This is a genomic window from Hyalangium ruber, assembly GCF_034259325.1.
In the GTDB taxonomy this organism is placed as follows: Bacteria; Myxococcota; Myxococcia; order Myxococcales; family Myxococcaceae; genus Hyalangium_A; species Hyalangium_A rubrum.
In genome coordinates this window covers 969,597-985,673 of sequence record NZ_JAXIVS010000001.1, presented here as the reverse complement: position 1 = coordinate 985,673, position 16,077 = coordinate 969,597, and the positions used below count along the sequence as shown (strand labels likewise).

The following is a 16,077-nucleotide window of genomic DNA, read 5'->3' as shown; positions in this document are numbered from 1 at the left end:
GAATGGACTAGCCTCGCTCCCAGTCATGGCGGTTTTCCTCGTCTCCCAATCACGTCCGGCCCTCCTGGCCAGCGCCCTGCTGCTGCTCGCGCCCACGTTCGCTGGGGCGCAGGCCCCCGCGCAGCCTGCCGCGGCGGCTCCCATTCCCGCTCCGGCCCCCGTCGCCGCACCGGCTCCGGCCACGCCAGCTTCCGAGGCACCGGCACCTGTCGCAGCGCCCGCGCAGACCGAGAAGGAGCTGCCCGACCCGTTCGCACCCTCGGCGACCGCCGAAGAGCCGGAGGGGCTGGGCTGGACGCTGGCGCGCACGCTGTTCCTGCTGGGGGCGGTGATTGCCTCCATCTACCTGACGCTCAACGTGGGCCTGCGCCGGCTGATGGGGCTGCAGAACGTGGGAGCCGGGCGCCAGTCGGTGGTGACGGTGCTGGAGCGCGTCCCGCTGGACCAGCGTCGCACCCTTTTCGTGTTGAAGGCCGCGGACGAGTACCTGCTGGTGGGTGGCGGTGAGGGCGGTCTGCAGCTCCTGTCGAAGCTCGATACCCAGGCCGTCGAGCGCATCCGCGCCGAGAGCCCCCGGGCCAACGTCGTCCCCCTGAGCCCTTTTCTCCAGAAGCTCCTCTCCCGCCGGACCGGCTCCCAGCCTCCTCAGTCCTGAAGATCGCTCCCGTGACTCTCTCGTCCGCTCGTTCGACCCTCTCCCGAATCACCCCCTGGCTCTTCGCCGCCGCGATCGCGCTTCAGCCGGCGGTCGCCCTCGCCCAGCGCCGCAAGGGTGGGGGGCCTGACGCCGTTCCCGAAGAAGTCATCAACTCCGCGACGAACGAGTCGTTCGCCTCGCGGCCGCTCATCCTCATCCTGGCGCTGGCGGCTCTGTCGCTCGTGCCGTTCATGTTGATGATGGTGACGAGCTTCGTGAAGATCTCGGTGGTGCTCTCCATTGTCCGCTCGGCGCTGGGCACCCAGCAGATCCCGCCCACCCAGGTGATTACGGGCCTGGCCATCATCCTCACCGTCTACATCATGGCCCCCGTGGGGCAGGAGATGTACCGGGCCGCGGCGGTGGACATCTGGGCCAAGGGACCCAGTCTCCTCTCCTCGGAGACAGTGGGCACCATGTTGGAAGCGGCCAACCGCTCCAAGGAGCCGCTGCGCGACTTCCTCATCCGCAAGGTGAAGGACAAGGACCGCGCGCTCTTCTTCCACCTGGCGAAGAAGATGCGCAAGGCGGAGGACCGCGAGAGCATCGGGGACAAGGATTTCATGATCATCATCCCCGCCTTCGTGGTGTCCGAATTGAAGGAGGCCTTCCAGATCGGCTTCCTGCTCTTCGTGCCCTTCATCGTCATCGACATGGTGGTGGCCAACATCCTCCTGGCGCTCGGCATGCACATGCTGTCACCGACCACCATCTCCATGCCTTTCAAGCTCTTGCTCTTCGTCCTCGTCGATGGCTGGTACCTCATCGCCAAGGGCCTGGTCATCGGCTACCTGTAGGAGACGCGCCATGCACCAACTGTCCGTCATCACCCAGCAGGCGCTCTACTTGGTGCTCGTCGCCTCGGCGCCGCCCGTCATCATCAGCCTCCTGGTGGGCTTCATCATCGCGCTCTTCCAGGCCACCACGCAGATCCAGGAGCAGACGCTCACCTTTGCTCCCAAGGTCATCGTGGTGTTCATGGTGCTCGCCATGACGGGGCCGTGGATCGGCCACCAGCTCGTGCGTTTCACCTTCCACGTCTTCGACCAGTTCCCGGCCCTCATCGCGCGATGAACGTCTCGGACGTCCTCTCACAGCTACGAGCGGAGACCAATCTCTCGCTCGTCATCTTCACGGTGGGCTTGCTCATGTGCCGGGTGATGCCGGTGCTGATCTTCTCCCCGTTCCTCGGCGGCGAGGTGGTGCCCACCGAGGTGAAGATGGGCGTGGGCATCACCCTGGCCATCGTGATGTTCCCCGCGGTGTCCGGCACCATGGGCGCGCTGCCCACCACGGCGCTGCCCTACATCGCTCTGCTGCTGAAGGAGATCTTCATCGGGGTGACGTTGGCCTTCATCGTCAACGTCGTCTTCGACGCCGCACGTGTGGCCGGCACCCTGGCCGACACCATGGCCGGCAGCAACAACGCCCAGCTCTACGTGCCCCAGCTCGGCCAGCAGGTGTCGCTCCTCTCCAGCCTCAAGGTGCAACTGGCCGTGGTGCTCTTCCTCACGCTCAACGGGCACCACATCGTCATCGAGGCGCTGGCCGACAGCCTCGTCGCCATCCCCCTGGACAAGTTCCCCCAGTTCAGCGGCGGCGTCTGGCCGTTCTTCGACCTGATGATCCGCGTCTTCGCGGACCTGCTGGCGATCAGCCTCGCGCTGGCGGCCCCCATCATGCTGGCCACCTTCCTCACGGACCTGGCGCTGGGCGCCATCAACCGCGTGGCCCCGCAGATCCAGGTCTTCTTCATCTCCATGGCCATCAAGCCGCTGGTGGGCGTGATCGTCGCCGCCATCGCCCTGCCGCTGCTCATGGGGCGCTTTCAGAGAGAGTTCGTCTCCATGCTCGCGTCCCTCAAGCAGGCGCTGAGAATCCTCACCTGAGGCGGGGTTCGTCATGTCCGACGAAAAGACAGAAGAACCCACACAAAAGAAGCTCGACGACTCACGCAAGAAGGGTCAGGTCTGGAAGAGCAAGGACCTGACGGCCGTGTTCGTCTTCCTCGTCGGCCTGGGCGCCCTCAAGAGCACCTGGGACATGATCGAGGAGGAGGTGAAGACGCTCTTCCGCTTCACCTTCGATCACATCGGCAAGCCCGAGATGCTCGATGTGGCCACGTATCAGCTCATGGAGATGTCGGTGCGCACCGTGGTGCTGCTCACCATTCCGGTGGCCTTGAGCGGCGCCATCATCGGCGGGTTGGTGGAGTTCCTCCAGGTGGGGGCGCTCTTCACCATGGACCCGCTGATGCCCAAGTTCGACAAGCTCAACCCCATCGGCGGCTTGAAGAACATGTTCTCCAAGAAGGCCGTGGTCGAGCTGATCAAGAATCTCACGAAGATCTGCATCGCCGCCTACGTCGTCTACGGTGTGGTGCGCGACGCCATGGGCATGGTGGTGCAGACGGTGAATCAGGACGTGGTCGGCATCATGGCCGTCATGGGCGAGCTGGTGTACCGCGTGGCCGCCCGGGTGGGCCTCGTCTTCATCCTCTTCGGCATCTTCGACGTCTGGTGGCAGCGCAAGTCCTACATGAAGGACATGATGATGTCGAAGGACGACGTGAAGAAGGAATACAAGGAGAGCGAAGGCGACCCGCACCACAAGGCCCACCGCAAGCAGATGCACCAGGAGATCATGGAGGGCGCTCAGATGGAGTCCGTCAAGAGCGCCGACGTGATCGTCACCAACCCCGACCACGTCGCCGTGGCGCTCAAGTACGACCGGGAGAAGGACGCCGCCCCCCGGGTGCTGGCCAAGGGGCTCGACTTCAAGGCCGAGAAGATCAAGGAACTCGCCCGGAGCGCGGACGTGCCGCTCTTGCGCAACGTGCCGCTGGCGCACGCGCTTCTCCGGGTGGACGTGGGGCAGGACATCCCCGAGGAGCTGTACGACGCGGTGGCCGAGGTCCTCAACTTCGTCTACGGGTTGAAGGGCGGCGGGGCCCCGGCTCGCGCGTGAAACCCCTCAGGGGCTATCATGGGAGGCGGCCATGAACGACGAGACCGAGATCGCCATCGCGCTGAAGTACGACAAGGAGAAGGACTCCGCGCCGCGCGTGGTGGCCAAGGGCCTGCGCCTGAAGGCGGAGAAGATCCGGGAGATCGCCAAGCAGTACAACATCCCGGTCATGAAGAACGTCGCCCTGGCCAACGCCCTCTACCGCATCGACGTGGGCAACGAGGTGCCGGAGGAGCTGTACGACGCGGTGGCCGAGGTCCTCAACTTCGTCTACGCCTTGCAGCAGGAGCAGCAGGCAGGCGGCCGGCGGTAGGAGAGGGCTGGACGGACGAACCCCTTCTGGAGTGAGGTTGGGTCAGCACCATGGCGAATATCAATAATCAGCCCCCGAAAGCGCCCCTCTGGCCGTGGGGTGGTCCGCGCAGCGTTCGCGAGAAGCTCGTCGACCCCTCGCAGCTCAACCGCAAGAAGGCGGGCAAGGCCGGCAACCCGAAGAACCCGGCCCTGGCCTCGGCGGCGCTGCTGGACTTCATCGGGCCGGCGCACTCCTCGGAGGAGATGCGGCTGCCCTCGCCGCCCAACCCGCGCAACAACGACGCCCCGCTCGAGGGCTTCTCGGACCGGCCCCACCTGGAGTCGGTGGCCGAGCGCGGCGAGAACGACCAGCGCCGGCTGCTGGAGCGCGGGCTGGCGCGCATCAACGCGCCGCCGGACCGCATGGACCGGCTCAAGGCGCTGCTGCAGCGCGAGGCGCAGATGCTGGCGCTGGTGGGCCACGTCCACTCCGAGGTGCAGGAGATCCGCCGCCGCATGCACGAGGAACAGAAGGACGAGGGCTTCTAACGCCATGGCCGCACCGGATCCCAACAGCCCCCAGGAAGAGGCCAAGCTCGTCGCGGCGCTGCAGAAGTGGGCCGATGGCAAGGCCACCCTGCGCGAGGTGCGCGGCTACTCGGACGAAGAGCTCTACGCCATCGCCAAGACGGCCTACTTCTTCTTCTACCAGGGCCGGGTGAACGAGGCCCGCACGCTCTTCCAGGGGCTCTACGCGGTGAACCCCACGGACGCCTACTTCGCCAAGGCGCTGGGCGTGGTGGAACTGGCCGCCGGAAACGGCCAGGGCGCGCTGGCCGCCTATGACGTGGCCATCAAGCTGGCTCCCAACGACGGCCAGGCCTACGTGGGCCGCGCCGAGGTAAAGCTCAGTATGGGACAGAAGACGCAGGCCATGGACGACCTGCGCCGCGCCGCCACGCTGGCGCCCGAGGATGACCCCGTGACGCGCAAGGCCAACGCGATGATCTCCGCGCTCTCGCGCCGCTGAGGCGGGCGGACCGCACGGAAGGGCACGTCTAGGTGGATCTTTCCGGGTGGAAGGGTCTTTCTGCTAGGCTGCCTGCTCCCCTACACGGAGGATGGATTTCATGTCGAGTGAGCAGAAGAAGCCGATCGTTGATCCGTCTATGGCTCCCCCCGAGGCTCCGCCCGAGCTGCTCGAGAAGCGCGAGAAGATCGCCGCCGAGATGGAGAAGATCGCCAAGACCTCCACTGGCTCGCTCCAGCAGGTGCTGCGCAAGACGGCCGCGCTGTTGAGCAACACCAAGCAGGGCGCGCAGATCGACGTTCAGCTCTACAACGACGTGAAGGAGGCCTTCCTCCGTTACTCCAAGGACGCCGCCGCCGGCCCCACGCCCGACGTCCTCATGGAGGCCCTGGAGTGGATGAGCGCCTACCTGTCCACGCGCGGCTTTGCGCCCGCGGAGCAGCAGGCCGCGGCTCCGGCTCCCGCCGCCACTGCGTCGGCTCCGGCCTCGGCGCCCCGCGCCAAGGGTCCCCAGGATGGCTTCGAGTCGGGCAAGGGTTCCAAGGCCATGTCCCTGGGCAACCCGGACGCGCCGCCCTCGAACCAGCCTCTGGATCCGAAGACCGAGCAGAAGGAGATCGAGTCCTTCAAGAACTGGATGAAGAACCCCAGCCTCGGCAAGCTCAAGGGCTGATGACGCCGCGCGTCAGCGTTGGGGAGGGCTCCGCGCACCTCGGAGCACTCCCTGATCGCAGGTGCGCAACTTTTCCGGCGCGGTCCCGATAACTCAGTAAGACCTTCGACTTTCAAAGGGAGACTTCCATGGGAAACACTATCTCGGGCTACACCTCTCCGACTCCGCCGGCCGCCCCTGCCTCTTCCTCCGCGCAGGCGAGCGCCGATCAGCCGGCCGCTCCGATGTCGAAGGATGCGGTCGCCGGCGAGATCAACAAGTTCTTCGAGTCTCGCAAGAAGGGCCTGGGCGAGGGCCGCGCGACGCACATGCGCGACGAGATCAAGAAGGACATGGAGAAGTGGCTGGCGGAGAACCCGAACGCCTCCGAGCAGGAGATCGGCGACAAGTTCAAGGAGGTCTCCTCCAAGAAGTACGGCTACGAGTTCTCGAACAAGCTCCGCGATGACGCGTTCGTGGGCAAGATGAAGCGCCGCATGAAGGAGCTTCTGTCGGACCGCTGGGAGTAATTCCTCCAGAGCGTTCATGAAGCGGGGCCCTCTCGAGGGCTCCGCGGGCATACCCCTCGGCCGTTCGGTTCCTCGGTGCTCTTCCCGCACCTGGACCGAGCGGCCGATTCTTTTTTGCCCAGCGGGCGTCTGCGAGGCCGAAAAGCAACCGGCCCCACACCCGGGGCCCGAAGGGGGCCGCCTGGCGTGAGGCCGGAGGAACCGCGGTAAGGCGCGCAGCGGTTAGCGCAGGTTGTTGATCGACGTCATCTTCGAGCCGTTCTTCAGCACGTTGCTGCAGAAGGAGACGGTCTCGGACTGCTTCTGAAGCATGAGCTGAGCGTAGGCGCGCTTGTAGTCGTCGCCGGTGAGGCCGGACAGCGTGTCCTGCTCGACCTGGCTCAGGCCGGTGCTGGACCGCAGCGCGGCGAGCATGGCTGCGTCGGAGACTTTGGAGATGTCCATGGTTTCTTCCCAGGGAATGCGAAGACCCGCATACGAAACCGGCCACGCCACCGGTTGCCTCGAGGGCAACCGGGATGCGCGGCCGGCTGGGACTGCTTCGGGACTTCAGCGACCGTTAGCGGAGGTTACCCACGGTGGCCATGATCATCTCGTTGCGCTTCTTCATGACGTTGGAGACGAAGGAGACGGTCTCCTGCTGCTTCTGGAGCATGAGCTGGGCGTAGGCGCGCTTGTAGTCGTCACCGGTGAGGCCAGCCAGGGTGTCCTGCTCGATGGAGGTGAGCTGGGTCGAGGGGCTCTTGGCGTCGCGGATGGCGTTGTTGGCGTTGTTGGTGATCGACATGGCGGTAACTCCAGAAGGCTGATTGGGGTGGGGTACTGCCTACAAACTGATTATCGGGAAGCCGGACTGAGAGTTTCTTCCGGATTTCCAATTTCATTTTCCGTGAAGTTCCGGTCCCGGATCAAGCCGGGGGCCCAAAAGCGACCGGCCCCGTGAGGATCGCCGGGGGGGGCGAGCCACACGAGGCCGGAAGGGACAGCGAGAGAAGCGGAAGGCTTAGCGGAGGTTACCCACGGTGGCCATGATCATCTCGTTGCGCTTCTTCATGACGTTGGAGACGAAGGAGACGGTCTCCTGCTGCTTCTGGAGCATGAGCTGGGCGTAGGCGCGCTTGTAGTCGTCACCGGTGAGGCCGGCCAGGGTGTCCTGCTCGATGGAGGTGAGCTGGGTCGAGGGGCTCTTGGCGTCGCGGATGGCGTTGTTGGCGTTGTTGGTGATGGACATGGCGGATTCCTTTTGGAGAAGTGGGTGGAGCAGCAACCCTTACAAATGGATTATGGGACGGACCCCCTGAGGAGTTTCCTCCGATCATTTTTTCGGGGATTTTCTCTCAGGGTGAACCTTCGATGCTTCCAACCAAGGTAGGTGTTATGCGCACATTCTTGAGAGGGGTATGGACGTTCTGGCTCGCCGCGGCCCTGGTGGCCTGCTCTGGCAATGGCTCGTCCGTCCCGGACGGGGGCTCGGACAACCCGGGGGGAGGAGGGGGCTCCGGGGGCTTGGAGGGCGGGGTGGTGAAGGGGCTGGTCGTCGACACCCAGGGCAAGCCCCTGCAGAACCTCAAGGTCGTGGTGGAGAACACGGTCTTCCTCGCCTCATACGTCTTCGGGACGACGGGGCAGGACGGGCGCTACCGGGTCGAGGTGCCCAACGGGAGCTGGAAGGTCTCCATCCAGATGGAGCGCCCGTTCCAGGGCCGCACCTACAAGATCGACCTGGCCCCCGAGAACCCCAACGCGTTCGCGGGCACGGAAGGCGCGGTGCGCAACTTCACCTGGAAGCTGACGGGCCCTCGCGCCGAGCAGGATCGGTTCTACGGGGCCTCGGTGAACATCTACCGGGTGCCGGGGGACGAGGTGTACTTCGAGCGGCAGGACGTGGAGCTGACGTTCACGCCCGATGGCCCGTTGATCGACGGCAGCACGGGGCAGGCGGTGACGGCCAAGCCCCCGGCTGGCTCGGACTCGGTCCGGGACATCGCACTGGGCCGCTACGTCATCACCGCGCGCCTGGCGCCCGCGGGCCAGACGCCCAAGCCGATGCAGCTGCGCCTGCGCAACACCGAGACGCTGCAGGACTCGGTGACGGCGATCTTCAACACCCCGTTCCCGGATGCGGCGATCCACGAGCTGGATCTCGAGCTGAAGGGCCCGTGAGCCCCGGCGGCGGCGCTTGCCGCCAGGGCTGGCGCCTCGGTCAGAGCGTCCCGAGGAGCAGGAGCTGGAACTGGGACTCCGCCGAGGGGCCGAAGCGCATGCGCAGCTCGGGGTAGCTCCGGGCCGCGAAGTCCACGTAGTAGCGGATGTGGTTGGGGCACGCGTCCGGAGCGTTGCCCTGCCGGACGATGGCGGACTCGCCCGTCGCGTCCGTCATCGTGGTCAACACGCTCGTGCTGAGGAACAGCGAGTACTCGGCGTGGGTGCTGGGGATGAACTTGGTGAAGCCCTGGAACTGCGTGCCGCTGGCGGGCAGCGTCACCGAGTAGCGCTCGCGGAGCACGTCCGTGCGGGGCGTCGCGCCGGTGATGGTGCTGGTGGCGGTGACGGAGATGAGGTTCGTCTTCAGCAGCACGTCCTCGCACGCCTGGTTGAGGTCCACGTCGTTGGGCAGGGTCTTGAAGTCGAGCCGGCCGTCCTGCAGCACCGGGTGCATCGTGTCGAGCAGGTTGCCGGAAGGATCCCGGAGCGTGGAGAGGTCCAGGCTGTACTGGCGGAACTGCTCCAGCGGAGGCCCGCCCGTCGGCGGCGGGTTGAGGGTGAAGGTCAGCGTCCGGCGATTGGTGGACCACTGGCCGGTGAGGGTGCGAGGCGGGATGGTGCCATCCCCGGTGGAATACAGCGTGCCATCCATGAAGGCGGTGTTCATCGGCTCGCTGAACTGGAAGGTGATGACCTTGCGCTGGCCCACCGTCGGCGGGCTGCCGGGCTTGACGTAGAGCTCGAAGGCGTAAACCTCCTGTGCGCCCTCGGCGGGGTTGGAGCTCACCACGTAGGGCCGGGTGCGATCGGTCGCCGTGGCGAAGGTGATGGCGCCGCTGGTCAGGTAGACGTTCGGGTTGAAGGCGTTGCCTGCCCGATCCTTGAAGCCGGCGAACTGCACGCGCAGGGTGGCGCCCGGGCGCAGGCGATCCAGCACGTCGAAGGTGGCGATGAACCCATCCGACGACCAGGTGGCAGCCAGAGGGGTGTTGCCGTTGTCCACCAGGGTCGCGGTGCCAACGGGGCTCATGGGCTCGCTGAAGGCGACGTAGATCAGTGAGGTGCTGTCGGCGGGCACGTTCTGCTCACCGGGCGCCGGGCTGGTCTCGGCCACCGTGGGCGGGGTGACGTCGGGGCCGGTGCCGAAGTCCAGCTTGCCGTCTCCCAGGTAGGTGGTCTCGTCGAAGGCCTTGCCGATGAGGTTGCGGAAGCCCTGGAGCCGCACGGAGTAGACGCCGTTGTTGACGAGCCCGGAGATAGGGGCCGTGAGGGTCTGCTTGTCGGCGCTCCAGGTGGGCGTGCCCAGGGTGAGGCCGCCGCCCGGAGTGAGCGTGCCCACGCTGGTGTCCATGGGCTCGTTGAAGGTGAGGGAGACCTGGGCGGTGCTGAGGGGCACCTGGCTGGCGCCCTCGATGGGAGCGGCCTCGGCGACGCGCGGGGGCAGCCCGTCGCTCACCGTAAAGGTGAAGGTGAAGGGGGCGGGCAGGGGATTGCCGGCCGCATCCGCGAAGTCGACCACGTTGAGGGTCAGCTTCGTCTTCAGCGGCAGGCCCTGAGCGAAGGTGAACGTCACCGTGGTCCGGGCGGTGTTCCAGAACTCCGGGCGCACCTGGATCAGGGTGTTGCCCGGGGAGATCTGCAGCGTCCCTCGGTCGGCCCGCATCGGCTCGTTGAACGTCACGGTGATGACGCTCTCGGGGGGCACGGCGATGGCGTTGTTCGGGGGCGTGTGGCTGCTCACGGAGGGAGGAAAGAGATCGACCGTCCCCGAGTCCGGGACGCCCGAGTCCGGAGTGCCCGCGTCGGGGATGGGCGGCACGTAGGGTGTGCCCGAGTCGGGGACGGGATCATCCCCGCCTCCACAGCCCGTGGAGAGCATCAGGGCGCAGGTGGCGCACAGGAAGAGGAGGGGCAAGCGGCGCATGGAGGGTTCCTCGAGGCGGGCGGAGTCGCGCGCTATGGAACAGTGGGGGACGTGAAAAAAGCAACCGGCCCCGTGAGGATCGCCGGGGGGGGCGAGCCACACGAGGCCGGAAGGGACAGCGAGAGAAGCGGAAGGCTTAGCGGAGGTTACCCACGGTGGCCATGATCATCTCGTTGCGCTTCTTCATGACGTTGGAGACGAAGGAGACGGTCTCCTGCTGCTTCTGGAGCATGAGCTGGGCGTAGGCGCGCTTGTAGTCGTCACCGGTGAGGCCGGCCAGGGTGTCCTGCTCGATGGAGGTGAGCTGGGTCGAGGGGCTCTTGGCGTCGCGGATGGCGTTGTTGGCGTTGTTGGTGATGGACATGGCGAATTCCTTTTGGAGAAGTGGGTGGGAGCAGCAACCCTTACAAATGGATTATGGGACGGAGCCCTTCCGGAGTTTCCTCCGATCATTTTTCGGAGATTTTCTCCCGGGCATGATGCGGTGCGTCAAAAGAGGGCCGAAAAGCAACCGGCCCCGTGAGGTTCGCCAGGGGCGAGCCACACGAGGCCGGAAGAGACAGCGAGAGAAACCGAGGGCTTAGCGGAGGTTACCCACGGTGGCCATGATCATCTCGTTGCGCTTCTTCATGACGTTGGAGACGAAGGAGACGGTCTCCTGCTGCTTCTGGAGCATGAGCTGGGCGTAGGCGCGCTTGTAGTCGTCACCGGTGAGGCCAGCCAGGGTGTCCTGCTCGATGGAGGTCAGCTGGGTCGAGGGGCTCTTGGCATCGCGGATGGCGTTGTTGGCGTTGTTCGTGATCGACATGGCAGTCTCCTTCAGAGAGGCGGGGTAGGTGGGGAGCAGCAACCCTTACAAATGGATTATGGGTCGGACCCCTCCCGGAGTTTCCTCCGATCATTTTTCGCCCATTTTTCCCGGGGCGCAACGAATGGGGCTCCGCGCTCGATGATTCGAAGGCCGATGGATCACGAAGGGTTCGTGATCCCAGGCGCGTGCAACAGGTCTTGCCGGGTTGGGATGGCTTCCATGATCTCGGCGGACCGTGATAAGTGACCCAGGCCCGCGAAGAGGTGGGCTCCGCTCATTCGTTCTAGGATGACCGCCGATGGCGAACTCCGACGACGCCTCTACCGCACAGCAGGCGGGCACCACTGGCCCCGAGATGCTCGAAAGGGCCATGGATGCCTTCCAGCTGTACGAGCAAGGCAACTACGAGGACGCCCGGCACATCTTCGAGGAGCTGGCGGAGCGCGACCCCGCCGAGGCGTATTACCGGACGGCCCTCGGTGCCATCTGCCTCGCGGAAGATGACCTCGATGTGGCCCTGGAGCACTTCCATCACGCGCTGCGGCTCAACCCCAAAGACTCCGCCGCGCTGGTGAACCGAGGAGAGGTCCACCTGCGGCTGGGCAACATCATGGAGGCAGCCCAGGACTTCGCTCGAGCCGTCGATCTGGATCCCGAGAACAAGGATCCTCTCACCATGCGTGCGCGTCTGCTGGCGGCCGCGGCCATCGAGACCATCGAGGCCGCCCAGCGGAGCGCCAACTCCGAACAACCGAAGAAGTAGGCCGCTGGCGCCGGGGCTCCCGGCGCTCCTTGGACCATGGCCAATTCGCAGGGGTCCGGCAGGAAGAAACCTCCTGCCCCCGTGAAGATCCACCACTTCGAGAAGCGTGCCCCGCGGCCCAAGTCGCGCCGGGAACGTGATGAGGAGGAGCTTGCCAGCGCTCGCCCCACGGTGCCCGAGCTCGCCCTCCGGCCCCCACGCAAGGGAGGCGCCGCCGCCGACCCCGCGCCGCCTCTGCCCGCGCCCAAGGCCGAGCCGCCTGCCGCCGCCCAGGCCGCCGAGCCCCCTCCACCCGTGAAGCCCGAGCCGCCCCCCGCCAAGGTGGAGGCGCCTCCCGCTCCGAAGGAAGCGCCCGAGGCCCCTGCTCGCGCCTCTCGTAAGTCTCGTCGCTCCCAGGCGTCCCGGGCACCGCCCCCCTCGGAGGTGGAGCCCGCTCCGGGCTCCGTCGCCGAGCGGCTGGCCACCGCGCGCCGCCTCTTTACCGAGGGCAAGCTGGACGAGGCGCGCACCGTACTGGAGCGGCTCGTCACCCTGGGGGTGGCCACCGCCCCGGTCCACACCCAGCTGGGCGCCATCTACCTTGCACAGGGAGCCACCGAGCGAGCGCTGGAGCGCTTCGAGGAGGCGATCTCCAAGGATCCCCAGGAGCTCAGCTCCCTGCTGTACCGGGGCGAGGCCCGCCTGGCCCGGGGCGATCTGCTCCTGGCCCAGCAGGATCTGCAGCGCGTGCTCGAGGAGGGCACGGCTGGCAGCCCGCTGGTCCAGCGAGCACAGCAGCTTCTCCAGGTGGCGGAAGAGCAACGGGACCGGAAGCGGCGCTAAGCGGCACGCTTCCACCCCCAGGGACTTGGGGCGCGGGCGTGGGGCGGACTAGGATGGTCTCCGCCGATGGCATCCAATCCGAACAGCTTCCTCTCCAAGTATTCCGACATCGTCCTGGCCTGCGTGGTGGTGGCGATCGTCGGGATGATGATCGTCCCGCTGCCCACCCTGCTGTTGGACGTGCTGCTGACGTTCAACATCAGCATCTCGGTGGTGCTGCTGCTCATCTCGCTCTACGTGCCAACGGCGCTGCGGCTGTCGGTGTTTCCGACGCTGCTGCTCATCACCACGATGTACCGGTTGGCGCTCACCATCTCCACCACGCGACTCATCCTGCTGACGGGTGACCCGGGCGAGGTGGTCGTCGCCTTCGGTAAGTTCGTGGTTCAGGGCAACTTCGTCGTCGGCGCCATCATCTTCATCATCCTCACGGTGGTGAACTTCATCGTTATCTCCAAGGGCTCGGAGCGCGTCGCCGAAGTGGCCGCGCGCTTCACCCTGGACGCCATGCCCGGCAAGCAGATGTCCATCGACGCCGACATGCGCGCCGGCTCCATCGACATGGAGGAAGGCAAGCGCAAGCGCCGCGACCTGGAGCGTGAGAGCCAGCTGTTCGGCGCCATGGACGGCGCCATGAAGTTCGTCAAGGGCGACGCCATCGCCTCCATCATCATCACCGTCATCAACATCGTCGGTGGCCTCATCATCGGCGTGATGCAGAAGGGCATGGAGGTGGGCGCCGCCGCGCAGAAGTACGCGCTGCTCACCATCGGTGACGGTCTGGTCGGTATGATCCCCGCCATCCTCATCTCCACCTGCGCCGGTATCATCGTGACGCGCGTGGGAGGCGATGAGGAGGGCAACCACCTGGGCAAGGACGTCGGCACGCAGCTGACCGCCTACCCGAAGGCCATCGGCATCGCCGGCGGCATGCTCTTCCTGCTGTCGGTCATCCCCGGCCTGCCGACCATTCCCTTCCTGGCGCTGGGCGGCGCGGCGAGCTTCGGCGCCTGGAAGATGCTCAAGAAGCAGAAGGAGGAGGCCGTCGCGGAGGAGGGCGGTGGCGGCATGGTGCCGACCGAGTCGGAGAACGGCACTCCGTCCTCCAGCGAGCCGGCGCCCAAGGAGCCCATCAACCCCGAGTCCGAGCTGTTCGTCCCCGTCGTTACCCCCATCGTTCTGGAGGTGAGCGACGCGCTGGTGCCCTATGTGGACTCGCGGCAGGACAGCGGCAAGTTCCTCTTCGAGCTCATCCCGTTCATGCGCGACGGCCTCTTCGTGGAGCTGGGCGTACGCTTCCCGGGCGTGCGCGCGCGTGGCAACTCGGGCCTGCCGCCGGGCGCCTACCAGATCCAGATCAACGAGGTGCCCGTCGTCACCGGTCAGGCCACCATCGGCCACGTGCTGGTGAACGACACGGTGGACCGGTTGAAGCTGATGAACATCCAGGGCTTCGAGGCCATCAACCCGGCCACGCGCCAGCCGGCTGCCTGGGTGCCCGAGCAGTACCGGGACACGCTCGAGGCCGCGGGGCTCACCACCTGGGACGTGCCCGGCTACATCATCCTCCACCTGGCGGCCATCCTCCGCCGCAACGCGCGTGACTTCCTGGGCGTCCAGGAGGTCCAGACGATGCTGGACCAGTTGGAGAAGGCCTTCCCCGCCATCATCAAGGAGGTGGTGCCGAAGGTCGTCAACGTGCTGAAGCTCACGGACATCCTCCAGCGCCTCGTGGAGGAGGAGATCTCCACCCGAGACCTGCGCGGCATCCTCCAGTCGCTGTCCGAGTACGGGCAGGTGGAGGCCGACAACGTGATGCTCACCGAGCACGTGCGCGCGGCCCTGCGGCGCTACATCTCCCACAAGTACGCGCGCGGTACCGGCACCCTGGTCGTCTACCTGCTGGATCCGCAGATCGAGGAGGCCATCCGCGGCTCGATCAAGCGCACCTCGGCGGGCACGCACCTGGCTCTGGAGCCGGAGCTGGCCCAGGAGATCGTCCAGGCCGTGAAGGCCGAGTGCGGCCACCTGCCGCCCAGCGCCCAGCGCCCCGTCATCCTCACGGCGATGGACATCCGGCGCTACGTGCGCAAGCTGCTGGAGTACGAGTTCAACCCGCCGTTCTCCGTGCTCAGCTACCAGGAGCTCGCGCCGGACCTCAACATCCAGCCCGTGGCGCGTATCTCCACCCGGTAGTTCCTGGGCCGTGCATGCGCCCCTCTCCCTTCGGGGGAGGGGCGGCGTGCTTCAGGCGCCGACGATCAGCGCGATGATGAGGCCGATCGCCAGCAGGGCGAACAGCCCCATCAGCGCCAGCGGCACCATCTTCTGCACGTCGAATCCGCCGATCCGGCTCGTCCCGCTCTCCATGGGCTCCTCGCGCATGGGGCGCGGCCGCATCACGGGCGGCGGGGGCGGCTCCTCGGGCGGGGGCGGTTCCTCGGGCGGCGGCTCGGAGGCCAGCGGATCCGGCTCGGCCGGCGGGGGTGGCTCCTCCTCCTTGGGAGGCTCCTCCGCCTTGGGCGGTTCCTCCTTCGGAGGCTCCTCTTCCTTCGGCTTCGCCACGCGCTTGGAGACCGAGGAGACCTTGTGTGCCGGCAGGCTCTGCGTGTGCTCCTCTTCCTCCTCGCCGCCTCCCTCGTCCACCGGCTCCTCGGGGATGACCACCGAGGGCCCCGCCGCGTCGGAGGGGTCCACATAGAGCAGGCGGACGTTGCCGACCTCGATCTCGTCGCTGTCCTTGAGCGTCTTGCGGTTGACCTTCTTCTTGTTGACCTTGATGCCGTTGCGGCTGTTCAGGTCCTCCACGTGGGTGCCGGACCAGTCGCGGCGCAGCTTCACGTGGCGGCGGGAGATGAGGTCGTCCTTGAAGATGACGTCCGCCGTCTCGTCTCTCCCGATGATGATCTCCTGGGCGTCGTTGATCTCGATGCGCTCGCCCTCGCGGGGGCCGTTCATCACCCGGAAGTAGGGCCCCTCGCCGCTGGCGATGCCGCGCATCGCGTCCTTCACCAGACTGCGCGCCACGAAGGACGTCTTCTCCGAGCCGATGTTCTTCGGCACGTCCGCCACGTGGGTGAACTTCACGTCGAACTGCGCGATGGCGATGACGTCCCCGTTCTTCAGCCGGTGCTTCTCGCCCTTGGGCAGCGGCTTGCCGTTGATCTGGGTGCCATAGGCGCTGCCCAGGTCCTCCAGGAAGAAGAGGTTGCCCTCCTGGGAGATGCGCGCGTGGTTACGTGACACGGCCTGCTGCGCCAGCACCACCTGGCAGGTCTTGTCGCGGCCCAAGGTGATGCTCGCCTCGTCGAGCAGGTGCTCGATGGGCTTGGCGGCACTGCCGGCCTCACTGCGCTGGGTGACGGTGAGCCGGACGCTCATC

Annotated in this window: 21 protein-coding genes; 14 read left to right on the top strand and 7 right to left on the bottom strand. The window is 66.4% G+C overall.

The window, feature by feature from the left end:
* Positions 1 to 25: 25 nt before the first annotated feature.
* The 10 genes from SYV04_RS04020 (at position 26) to SYV04_RS03975 (ending at position 6,170) form a co-directional block, all read left to right on the top strand.
* Entirely contained in the window at positions 26 to 655 is a 630-nt protein-coding gene (locus SYV04_RS04020; RefSeq protein WP_321544238.1) for a flagellar biosynthetic protein FliO, read from the top strand.
* A gap of 11 nt (positions 656 to 666) precedes the next feature.
* On the top strand, positions 667 to 1,494 hold the full coding sequence (sctR, locus tag SYV04_RS04015) for a type III secretion system export apparatus subunit SctR (protein WP_321544237.1): 828 nt from the start codon (positions 667 to 669) through the stop codon (positions 1,492 to 1,494).
* Between the two features lie 10 nt (positions 1,495 to 1,504).
* Positions 1,505 to 1,771, top strand: a complete 267-nt coding sequence (gene fliQ / locus SYV04_RS04010; RefSeq protein WP_321544236.1) for a flagellar biosynthesis protein FliQ — start codon at positions 1,505 to 1,507, stop codon at positions 1,769 to 1,771.
* Positions 1,768 to 2,586: a flagellar biosynthetic protein FliR gene (locus SYV04_RS04005; protein WP_321544235.1), complete on the top strand. Its 819-nt coding sequence runs from the start codon at positions 1,768 to 1,770 to the stop codon at positions 2,584 to 2,586. The genes fliQ and SYV04_RS04005 overlap by 4 nt, the downstream gene beginning before the upstream one ends.
* A 13-nt stretch (positions 2,587 to 2,599) precedes the next feature.
* Positions 2,600 to 3,664 (top strand): type III secretion system export apparatus subunit SctU, encoded by a 1,065-nt coding sequence (sctU, locus tag SYV04_RS04000; RefSeq protein ID WP_321544234.1) that lies wholly within the window; start codon positions 2,600 to 2,602, stop codon positions 3,662 to 3,664.
* 31 nt (positions 3,665 to 3,695) lie between these two features.
* Positions 3,696 to 3,977: an EscU/YscU/HrcU family type III secretion system export apparatus switch protein gene (locus tag SYV04_RS03995; protein ID WP_321544233.1), complete on the top strand. Its 282-nt coding sequence runs from the start codon at positions 3,696 to 3,698 to the stop codon at positions 3,975 to 3,977.
* Between the two features lie 50 nt (positions 3,978 to 4,027).
* On the top strand, positions 4,028 to 4,507 hold the full coding sequence (locus SYV04_RS03990) for a hypothetical protein (protein WP_321544232.1): 480 nt from the start codon (positions 4,028 to 4,030) through the stop codon (positions 4,505 to 4,507).
* A gap of 4 nt (positions 4,508 to 4,511) precedes the next feature.
* A complete protein-coding gene (locus tag SYV04_RS03985; protein ID WP_321544231.1) occupies positions 4,512 to 4,988 on the top strand; it encodes a SycD/LcrH family type III secretion system chaperone in 477 nt (158 codons plus the stop codon).
* A 100-nt stretch (positions 4,989 to 5,088) separates the two neighbouring features.
* Positions 5,089 to 5,661 carry a hypothetical protein gene (locus tag SYV04_RS03980; protein ID WP_321544230.1) on the top strand — a complete coding sequence of 191 codons (573 nt, stop codon included), beginning with the start codon at positions 5,089 to 5,091 and terminating at the stop codon, positions 5,659 to 5,661.
* A gap of 128 nt (positions 5,662 to 5,789) precedes the next feature.
* Positions 5,790 to 6,170 carry a hypothetical protein gene (locus SYV04_RS03975; protein WP_321544229.1) on the top strand — a complete coding sequence of 127 codons (381 nt, stop codon included), beginning with the start codon at positions 5,790 to 5,792 and terminating at the stop codon, positions 6,168 to 6,170.
* Positions 6,171 to 6,392: 222 nt separating this feature from the next.
* On the opposite strand, the gene SYV04_RS03970 is transcribed toward SYV04_RS03975, so the two are convergent.
* The 3 genes from SYV04_RS03970 to SYV04_RS03960 form a co-directional block, all read right to left on the bottom strand.
* Positions 6,393 to 6,614 carry a hypothetical protein gene (locus SYV04_RS03970; protein WP_321544228.1) on the bottom strand — a complete coding sequence of 74 codons (222 nt, stop codon included), beginning with the start codon at positions 6,612 to 6,614 and terminating at the stop codon, positions 6,393 to 6,395.
* A gap of 115 nt (positions 6,615 to 6,729) precedes the next feature.
* A complete protein-coding gene (locus tag SYV04_RS03965) occupies positions 6,730 to 6,957 on the bottom strand; it encodes a hypothetical protein (protein ID WP_321544225.1) in 228 nt (75 codons plus the stop codon).
* A gap of 216 nt (positions 6,958 to 7,173) precedes the next feature.
* Positions 7,174 to 7,401: a hypothetical protein gene (locus tag SYV04_RS03960; protein ID WP_321544225.1), complete on the bottom strand. Its 228-nt coding sequence runs from the start codon at positions 7,399 to 7,401 to the stop codon at positions 7,174 to 7,176.
* A gap of 146 nt (positions 7,402 to 7,547) precedes the next feature.
* Between SYV04_RS03960 and SYV04_RS03955 the strand changes: the two genes are divergently transcribed.
* Entirely contained in the window at positions 7,548 to 8,333 is a 786-nt protein-coding gene (locus SYV04_RS03955) for a carboxypeptidase-like regulatory domain-containing protein (protein ID WP_321544227.1), read from the top strand.
* Positions 8,334 to 8,373: 40 nt separating this feature from the next.
* Here SYV04_RS03955 and SYV04_RS03950 read toward each other — a convergent pair whose 3' ends face one another.
* The 3 genes from SYV04_RS03950 to SYV04_RS03940 form a co-directional block, all read right to left on the bottom strand.
* Entirely contained in the window at positions 8,374 to 10,299 is a 1,926-nt protein-coding gene (locus SYV04_RS03950) for an Ig-like domain-containing protein (RefSeq protein ID WP_321544226.1), read from the bottom strand.
* A 136-nt stretch (positions 10,300 to 10,435) separates the two neighbouring features.
* Complete coding sequence (locus SYV04_RS03945) at positions 10,436 to 10,663, bottom strand: hypothetical protein (protein WP_321544225.1); 228 nt, start codon at positions 10,661 to 10,663, stop codon at positions 10,436 to 10,438.
* 216 nt (positions 10,664 to 10,879) lie between these two features.
* Positions 10,880 to 11,107, bottom strand: a complete 228-nt coding sequence (locus tag SYV04_RS03940) for a hypothetical protein (protein WP_321544225.1) — start codon at positions 11,105 to 11,107, stop codon at positions 10,880 to 10,882.
* Between the two features lie 301 nt (positions 11,108 to 11,408).
* On the opposite strand from SYV04_RS03940, the gene SYV04_RS03935 reads away from it, so the two are divergent.
* The 3 genes from SYV04_RS03935 (at position 11,409) to sctV (ending at position 14,891) form a co-directional block, all read left to right on the top strand.
* On the top strand, positions 11,409 to 11,873 hold the full coding sequence (locus SYV04_RS03935) for a tetratricopeptide repeat protein (RefSeq protein WP_321544224.1): 465 nt from the start codon (positions 11,409 to 11,411) through the stop codon (positions 11,871 to 11,873).
* 81 nt (positions 11,874 to 11,954) lie between these two features.
* Positions 11,955 to 12,695, top strand: a complete 741-nt coding sequence (locus SYV04_RS03930; RefSeq protein ID WP_321544223.1) for a tetratricopeptide repeat protein — start codon at positions 11,955 to 11,957, stop codon at positions 12,693 to 12,695.
* Between the two features lie 66 nt (positions 12,696 to 12,761).
* A complete protein-coding gene (gene sctV / locus SYV04_RS03925; RefSeq protein WP_321544222.1) occupies positions 12,762 to 14,891 on the top strand; it encodes a type III secretion system export apparatus subunit SctV in 2,130 nt (709 codons plus the stop codon).
* A 51-nt stretch (positions 14,892 to 14,942) separates the two neighbouring features.
* On the opposite strand, the gene SYV04_RS03920 is transcribed toward sctV, so the two are convergent.
* On the bottom strand, positions 14,943 to 16,076 hold the full coding sequence (locus SYV04_RS03920) for an FHA domain-containing protein (RefSeq protein WP_321544221.1): 1,134 nt from the start codon (positions 16,074 to 16,076) through the stop codon (positions 14,943 to 14,945).
* Between the last annotated feature and the right edge of the window lies 1 nt (position 16,077).